The following is an 8,148-nucleotide window of genomic DNA, read 5'->3' as shown; positions in this document are numbered from 1 at the left end:
GTCATAAGTAACTTTTAAACCAGCCTCTCCCTGATGGTCAAACTTCTTTCTCCAACTATAAAAAGTGCCAGTGCTAACTCCATACTTACGACAAGCTTCTACGATACCAATCTCTTCCGAAGTAGCTAGTATTTCTAACTTCTGGTCTAAAGTCCATTTCTTGTATTTCATATCTCAAATGTATTAGTTTGAAATTTAAAAGAACACTCCGAACTTATTGGGGGCTAAACTAGTGAGAAACTTCGATATTCAACATTCGGTGTTCAGTATTCGATATTCAAAAACTCTTTCTCACCACCCCCCAATACGTTCACGTTCTCTTTGTTGTTATCGCGTATCATACAAGGTATTGATATCACTAGGGTATAATGGTGGCGGGTTTTCTTCTGCGTTTCTACATTTTAGGTCTTTTTCTCGATAAGGATCAAAAGCAATACCAGGAGGTAGGGGTCTGTTTTGATCCATATACCATACGATAAAACCCCAATAAGATTTAATGTTAGATTTACCTATGCTTATATTTTCTATTAATCTTATGTGATAAAATTCTCAATGCACCATTTTTGAGTTTCTGGTTCATAATTATGTACTGTGATACTGAAGTTTTCTGAGGAACTATGATCCATTTTTTCTTTATCTTTTATCATTTTTATAATGATAGATGCCGCTTTTCTATAGGCTACCTCTTTAAAGACTCCATCAGTGAAATTAATTCGATTTACATAGGGTCTATTCTGAGCGATTAACTCTGGAGTAACAACGCAGTAATGTACCATCAAAGAATCTTTTCTTCTGACCAAATGGACATCAAAATACCCCGCATTTTTAATGGCTATTTCATTGATTGCTGTATCAGCAATATGTAACCTGTCATTAAAAAGTAATTTCCCGTGGATATCTTTAATGTGAATATAAGGGTTAAATAGTTTTTTATACATGCAAGGTCTTACTATGTTTACCAAAGTATAGATAATATGTATGTATCTGTCCTCTGCATTTTTTGGGATTTCATTATCAATCTCACAAACCACATTGGGTTGTGAGATCTCATCGACCAGTTTTTGTATGTTGATGTTTTGTAACATTTTTTATGTTTAAATAAGTTTTACTACTGTACTATAATTTTACTCAAATTGAGTTTTCTTTATAGACTCTATGATGATATTGTTCTAGCCCTGCCTGATCACTGCCACAGTTTTAGTAGGCTACTTGCCTAATGCGTTTAATTTTTCTTCACAAAAGGCACGACGATTTGGGGGTAATTTTGATAAACCTGCCCGTGCTTCTTTATACTGCCCTCGCTCTATCAAAAAATATGGATCGTTCATCAAATCTCTACGTACATAAGTAGGAAAAAATATCTCTTCTATGGCTTTATAGTATTTATCTAATCGATCTTGTAGTACTGGCCAGCCCCCAGATGCCTTAAAAACCTTGCCAATGGCCTCTATATCTCGCCTCCTTCCTTTTTCTCCATAACTGGTAAAACAAGGGGCTAGTTCTTCATCGGTATCTGCTGGATATTCTGGATTTTTACAAAAAAGATCTGGCATATATATATATACATGATAATCAGGATATTGCCAATCATAATAATCGCCAGTAACTTTTCTGGGTGTATTGTTTCCTGTGGTATCAATTAATGCCCAATAGGCTCTAAAATCCTTTGGGAGTAATTTTTTTTCATATACCATATCCTGTTGTTCCGAAGTCAAACCTCTACTTTTGATTCTCATTCCTCCTCTTCCAAATGGGCGTATTCTTTTTTGATATGCCCCAACTATAAAAGCATTATTACTAGTATCTAATAATTTTAAATCTTCACTATGTGTAATATCGAGGTTGTGTATTTTTTCTCTATCTGATTCAGAAAATCCAATACTTTCTCTTTCAACATATCTGTTAAAAAATCCCAATAATATATTTATCCCAAGAAGAAATAAACAGAGCTTATATAACCATTGCTGCCATTTGGGGGCGGTATGTATCGTTAATATATATACCTGTAGACAGATCACCCCACTTATGAGCAACATAAATATATGTTGGATTGCTAAAAAGGGATGGATGGATAAAGTTGTATAGGTTATACATTCAAAATTATGTAGCCCTACAATAAGAAAGGGAATAAACAGCAGGCGATATGCAGGGTAGTACTCTTCTCCTTGCCCTGGTAGGGGGGTATTTTCTTTTTCAAAATAACTTTGCATTATATTTCTATACTAAAAGATTTGGTAATGATTTGTTTAGAATTCCGTTTAAAATCGATAGTAATATCCCCAGTGAGTTTATCGATATCTTCGTTTTTAAAGATAAACCTACATTGAGTTACTTTCCCAAGGCTTTTAATTTTTCTTCACAAAAGGCACGACGATTTGGGGGTAATTTTGATAAGCCTGCCCGTGCTTCTTTATACTGCCCTCGTTCTATCAAAAAATATGGATCGTTCATCAAATCTCTACGTACATAGGTAGGGAAAAAGTATTCTTCTATGGCTTTATAGTATTTATATAATCGATCTTGTAGTACTGGCCAGCCCCCAGATGCCTTAAAAACCCTGCCAATGGCCTCTATATCTCGCCTCCTTCCTTTGCTACCAAATGTAGTATAGCATGCCTGTTGGTCTTTACGATAATTAGGATGGTATTCAGTATATTCAGGTTTTTCACATTCTAAATTTGGTATATACACATATATATTATAATCAGGGTATTGCCAATCATAATAATCTCCAAGAAGTCTTTCAGAAGTATTGTTTCCTGTGGTATCAATCAATGCCCAATAGACTCTAAAATCCTTTGGGAGTATTTCTTTTTCATATACCATAAATTGTTGATCATACGTTAAACTATCTGGTTTATTGCTAGTACTTGATATTAGAGGAGCTATCCTTTTTTCATATTTCCCAACCACAAATGCCCTTGTGGTATCTAATAGCTTTAATCCTTCTAAAGAATGCACATCTTGTTTACGAATATTAATTTCATCTTCATCAGTAAACCAACTTTCTGGATGTTCAACATATTTATTGAAGAAACCTAATATTATATTTATCCCAAGAAGAAATAAGCAGAGCTTATATAACCATTGCTGCCATTTGGGGGCGGTATGTATCGTTAATATATATACCTGTAGACAGATCACCCCACTTATGAGTAACATAAATATATGTTGGATAGCTAAAAAGGGATGGATGGATAAAGTTGTATAGGTTATACATTCAAAATTATGTAGCCCTACGATCAAAAAGGGAATAAACAGCAAACGATATGCAGGGTAGTACTCTTCTCCTTGCCCTGGTAGGGGGGTATTTTCTTTTTCAAAATAACTTTGCATTATATTTCTATACTAAAAGATTTGGTAATGATTTGTTTAGAATTCCGTTTAAAATCGATAGTAATATCCCCAGTGAGTTTATCGATATCTTCGTGTTTAACGATAAACCTACATTGAGTTACTTTCCCAAGGCTTTTAGTTTTTCTTCACAAAAGGCACGACGATTTGGGGGTAATTTAGATAAGCCTGCCCGTGCTTCTTTATACTGCCCTCGCTCTATCAAAAAATAAGGATCGTTTATCAAATCCCTACGTACATAGGTAGGGAAAAAATATTCTTCTATAGCTTTATAGTATTTGTGTAAACGATCCTGTAATACTGGCCAGCCCCCAGATGCTTTAAAAACCCTGCCAATTGCGTCTATGCTTCTATCTCTACCTTTTTCCCCATAACTAGTAAAGCAAGAGGTTAGCTCTTCTTCACTATATGCTGGATATTTTGGATTTGCACAAACAAGATCAGGTATATGTATATATATTTGATAATCTGGATATTGCCATTCATAGTAATCGCTTAAAAGTCTTTCTGATGTATTATTTCCAGTTTCATCTATTAAACTCCAATAATTTTTAAAATCCATTGGTAATATGTGTTCTGCGTATATATCAAATTGCTGATCAAAAGAGAGATTAGATAGTTTATTAGCCCTTAATGCTTCAAGAGTTCTTAATCTTTTTTTCAACTTTCCAACTACAAAAATATTATTATTAGTATCTAATAAATTTAATCCTTTTAAATATTTTTCATCTTGTTTACGAATGTTTATTTCATCTTGTTCTGAGAACCATACCCCATCACGTTCAGAGTATTTATTAAAAAAACCTAATACTATATTTACTCCAACAATAAGTAAACACGATTTGTATAACCATTGTTGCCATTTGGAGCCTGTATGTAATGTAAGTAGATACACCTGTAAACAGATCACCCCACTGATAAGTAGCATAAATATAGATTGTATATTTAGTGCCGTAGCATAAGCATAAGTTAAATTTTCAAAATGATGTAGCCCTACGATCAAAAAGGGAATAAACAGCAAACGATATGCAGGGTAGTACTCTTCTCCTTGCCCTGGTAGGATATTTTTTTCTTTTTCAAAATAACTTTGCATTATATTTCTATACTAAAAGATTTGGTAATGATTTGTTTAGAGTTTCGTTTAAAATCGATAGTAATATCCCCCGTGAGTTTATCGATATCTTCGTTTTTAAAGATAAAAATTTTATTGATATTAATTACCCTACCTCTGGCATCTTTGGTTACTTGCATTTGCTTATAATTGATTCTTCCAGCAATAGAAGTATCCATCTCGGGATGCTGCATTGATAGGGAGATATCGGGAAGTTGTTTTGTATATTCTGCTTCGTTATTGATTTGATAGGGATCAAAACGTTCTACAAAACGATTGATACTGTGTTTTTTTAGATTAGAAAAAGTAATGGTGGCATTGGAGGTCATCAACCCAGGTTCTATATCTACAGCTATTGTGGTATATTTATTAGGCAATCGATGTCTCTGTATACGAGCTTTTGCCTGATCAGACAAACCTGGCAGTCGAGGATCAGAACCTGATGCCATGCGGCGAGTATCCCCATGCTCTTCTTGATGAATTTTGCCCGCTACAAAAAACTCAAACATAATATCATTCATCGCTTTAATTTCTTCGAGAATAATTGGTTTTATTTTTATTTTATTAAGTTCATCAATAATAGTTTTTGCACTCTTATTATCGAGTTTTTCGTTTTCTCCACTAAACAATTCTTTTTTGTTATTAAATATTTCAGGCTCATCCCCAAAAATAGAATGTTTAAGCCATTTTTTTATTTTTTCATCATCCCACCAGTACTGTAGTGTTAACCCTACAAGGCTAATCACAATACCTGAGCTAATCATGGCTGTTGCGGGTATACTAGCGGTTCCTACACTTAGGGCAGCGGTTTTTCCTCCTGCTACCATAGTAGCTGCGCCAAAGGCAACAAGTGCTCCCCCCAATGCATAGCTCACATAGGCATCACGTAGTTTTAACTCGCCCTTGCGGTGTGCATCTATAGCCGAATTGGTTCCTATCATACAATCAATAATACCTGATACTACCATAAGAGGTGCGATAACTGTTGTTTTGTTGGCTAGCAAGGTATTGATATTGTTACTTTTTATATATTTCTGGCTGGTTTGTAATAGCCAGCCATAATTTTCTGCTACCAGATCGGCAGAGGCACCTACTAACCCAAATATATTATTAGCACTATGCTCGGGATCATCTTGTAGGGTTTTTATGGCAATAATAAGGTTATAGATCTCAAAAACACCTATCAATCCTTTTAGTCCTTTTGAGTTTAGAAATTTGGTTATCGGGTCGTTGTCTATAATTTCGGCTATGGTATCTGCTGTATCAATTGGTTTTACTCTTTTTGAGGTAAGGTCGAACTGTGCAATAATTTTACCCAAACGCTTTGCTATTTTGGCTACAGCCTTGTTGCCAAAAACTTTGCCAATGGTTGGGGCAGAAGTGTCTAGTATATTTACCAATGCCTGTTCTGCCTTACGGGTGGTCATCCCTATTGCTGTATACCGATCTTGATTCATCACATCATCACGCAGCAATACCCCATATTGTGCCAAAAAATCTTCGCTAGATCGTACATTGCTATTCAACCCATTGATAAGGCATAAAAAACTACTGGTGTCCTGTAGTTCTGCTTCTAGAAACTCTTTGCCATAGATGGTGTATCCTATAAATCGGCAGGCTTCTCCATAGGCTTCTGTAGCTTCTACCAAATGCACCTTATCGGTACTGGTGGCATGGTTATATACAGTTTGTATTAATTCTGGACTTCTGAGCCACTCAATCAGGTTGATTATCCCTGATAGCATTTTGTCGTTTATTTTTTTATATTCTTTGTCGTACAGATATTTCCAATTATCCATACGTTTCACATTTACCCGAGCTTTCATAGTGGGATTTTTATCAATCATGGCGGTAATGGCCTGATGCAAAAAATATTGCCCAGACCTGTTTTCATCCTGTATCCAAGCTTCACGATCTTTAAAACGTTTCTGAAATACTTTTGCTCTACGTTTTAGCTCCTCTAAAGGGTTGGGGTAATGAATGACTACACCAGTCCCAATATTTTTATATAGAGTACTAGATAAGTGATAATGTATGGCGGGGGGTAACTCTCTATTTCTATGTTGATAATCTGTGAGGATTTCTGATCCTGATCGATTATCATCATTAAGGCCGCATAATCCATACTTGGATATGTTTACATGCCTGGCACTATCTGTAGTATCAAATTCTGGTAGTATAGAGGAGTGATTTGTACCAAATAATCTTTTTTTTGATAGCTTTATGGGTGAATATACAAACTGATATTTTTTTAAAGTCTCGTTATCTTCTGCAAAAAAATTGGTTATTTTGGCGCACTCCTGTGGGATTCCTATTTTTTTTCGATAGCTATAATCAGTTTGCGATAATTGCACTTCTTGATATTTTGAGTCTTTTATGACAAATGTATGTTTGAGTTCATTGTTTTCGTCAAAAATATAGATACATCCTTTTTTTGCTTTTTTTGCTTGAGTTTTATCCCCATTAATACCATTAACACCTGTACCCAATTTCCCTGATATTATTTCTCTTTGGCAATTCGCAAAAATTTGATTTCTTCGTTGTACAAATGCATCTATGGTTTCATTTCTTTTTTTGGAAACAAAAGGAATGACATGCCCGTTTTCTGTTCTAAAATATGCGACACCTTCATTGTCCTGATACTCTTTATGTTTCCATGCATAATCCTTGTAATCGTTATACTCTGCAACGGCAAAAAATAGATGTGGCGGTGTAGTGGCTAGATTATTTACTGTTGTAGCATTTCTGGTTGCTCTTTTTACATAGCTTGCCGTAGCAGTATTTACCATGTTTAGGTAGAACTCGGCATTGGATATTAGTTTTATACGATCCCCAGAGGTTACTTTTTTGTATCTCAATTGTTTTTTTATTCCCTCTGCTACTTGATCTGCTAAGGATTGAGAGTGCTCATCCTCACTGATACTTGTGGTTTCTTCTATGATTGTAGTTGCCAAAGAATCATATGTATCGTCTGTTGCAGTATATGTTTTGGTAGTAAATGTCATAGTGCTAATATTTTGCTGTTGTAATTACAGTGCCATTTACAGAAAATACTATGGGATAGTTTCTAGAGGCGCTACATTCTTCTACAATGGCATAGCCATCTGCATCAAGTTGTCCTTCGATCATATCTCCATCGGGTAGAGCTATGGTATAGTTTGCATTTGCCAAGGGTTCTTCTGTCTCGCTATTCATTACCTTTAGTTCTAGTTGATCTTTGATAGTTAGTAGCTCACTTTCTACAGTTTCGCCATCGGGGTTATCATATTTTACTACATACTCTGGCAGTGTATATTCCTGCTCTTGTAGCTCTTGGGCACTTTCTGTATCATCATTATCTTGTATATATATGGTTATCCATAGCACATTGATTCTATTATTTTTGATTTCACCTATTACTGATGATACGCTATCATCTATACCTTGTTCATCTTTTTCATAGATAATCAGGGGGATGTAGCTCCCTTCGGTAGCATCTGCACCATGTACATCTGCGTATATGGTTACTTCTTTACCTACTGTGGTTTCAGAGATAGGGTTACCTTCTTTTCTCCATTGCAGATTGGTTACTATAATTTCTTTTTGCTCAGCTTCTCGTAATGCTTCTTGATTTGCTTGTGCTTCTGTGGTATTACCCAATAATCGGTTGGTAATACCAATCTGTGGGAATGGGATTTTGGCAG

General features: G+C 35.2%; 8 protein-coding genes. All 8 read right to left on the bottom strand.

The window, feature by feature from the left end; translation table 11 throughout:
- Nucleotides 1–171, bottom strand: a 171-nt coding sequence (locus CVD18_RS20355) for a transposase (RefSeq protein ID WP_146052740.1), incomplete at its 3' end; no start/stop codon positions are given.
- Between the two features lie 156 nt (nucleotides 172–327).
- A complete protein-coding gene (locus tag CVD18_RS22835) occupies nucleotides 328–465 on the bottom strand; it encodes a hypothetical protein (RefSeq protein ID WP_158250522.1) in 138 nt (45 codons plus the stop codon).
- A 68-nt stretch (nucleotides 466–533) separates the two neighbouring features.
- On the bottom strand, nucleotides 534–1,085 hold the full coding sequence (locus tag CVD18_RS20350; protein WP_103867331.1) for a hypothetical protein: 552 nt from the start codon (nucleotides 1,083–1,085) through the stop codon (nucleotides 534–536).
- A 120-nt stretch (nucleotides 1,086–1,205) separates the two neighbouring features.
- Complete coding sequence (locus CVD18_RS20345; protein ID WP_103867330.1) at nucleotides 1,206–2,210, bottom strand: hypothetical protein; 1,005 nt, start codon at nucleotides 2,208–2,210, stop codon at nucleotides 1,206–1,208.
- A 118-nt stretch (nucleotides 2,211–2,328) separates the two neighbouring features.
- Nucleotides 2,329–3,336 (bottom strand): hypothetical protein, encoded by a 1,008-nt coding sequence (locus tag CVD18_RS20340; RefSeq protein ID WP_103867329.1) that lies wholly within the window; start codon nucleotides 3,334–3,336, stop codon nucleotides 2,329–2,331.
- Between the two features lie 118 nt (nucleotides 3,337–3,454).
- The gene (locus CVD18_RS20335) at nucleotides 3,455–4,447 is read right to left on the bottom strand and encodes a hypothetical protein (RefSeq protein WP_103867328.1); all 993 of its coding nucleotides are present in this window, start codon (nucleotides 4,445–4,447) and stop codon (nucleotides 3,455–3,457) included.
- The gene (locus CVD18_RS20330; protein ID WP_103867327.1) at nucleotides 4,447–7,470 is read right to left on the bottom strand and encodes a hypothetical protein; all 3,024 of its coding nucleotides are present in this window, start codon (nucleotides 7,468–7,470) and stop codon (nucleotides 4,447–4,449) included. Before CVD18_RS20330 ends, CVD18_RS20335 begins: the two co-directional genes overlap by 1 nt.
- A gap of 4 nt (nucleotides 7,471–7,474) precedes the next feature.
- Nucleotides 7,475–8,148, bottom strand: a 674-nt coding sequence (locus CVD18_RS22830; RefSeq protein ID WP_103867326.1) for a hypothetical protein, incomplete at its 5' end; no start/stop codon positions are given.

Source organism: Aquimarina sp. I32.4 (genome assembly GCF_002924285.1).
GTDB lineage: Bacteria > Bacteroidota > Bacteroidia > Flavobacteriales > Flavobacteriaceae > Aquimarina.
This window is presented reverse-complemented; position numbering and strand designations above follow the sequence as displayed.

Bases quoted from the DNA above. Each gene is read 5' to 3' on its own strand.
- CVD18_RS22835 (WP_158250522.1), bottom strand. From the start codon at position 465: ATGGATCAAAACAGACCCCTACCTCCTGGTATTGCTTTTGATCCTTAT.
- CVD18_RS20340 (WP_103867329.1), bottom strand. From the start codon at position 3,336: ATGCAAAGTTATTTTGAAAAAGAAAATACCCCCCTACCAGGGCAAGGA.
- CVD18_RS20350 (WP_103867331.1), bottom strand. From the start codon at position 1,085: ATGTTACAAAACATCAACATACAAAAACTGGTCGATGAGATCTCACAA.
- CVD18_RS20335 (WP_103867328.1), bottom strand. From the start codon at position 4,447: ATGCAAAGTTATTTTGAAAAAGAAAAAAATATCCTACCAGGGCAAGGA.
- CVD18_RS20330 (WP_103867327.1), bottom strand. From the start codon at position 7,470: ATGACATTTACTACCAAAACATATACTGCAACAGACGATACATATGAT.
- CVD18_RS20345 (WP_103867330.1), bottom strand. From the start codon at position 2,210: ATGCAAAGTTATTTTGAAAAAGAAAATACCCCCCTACCAGGGCAAGGA.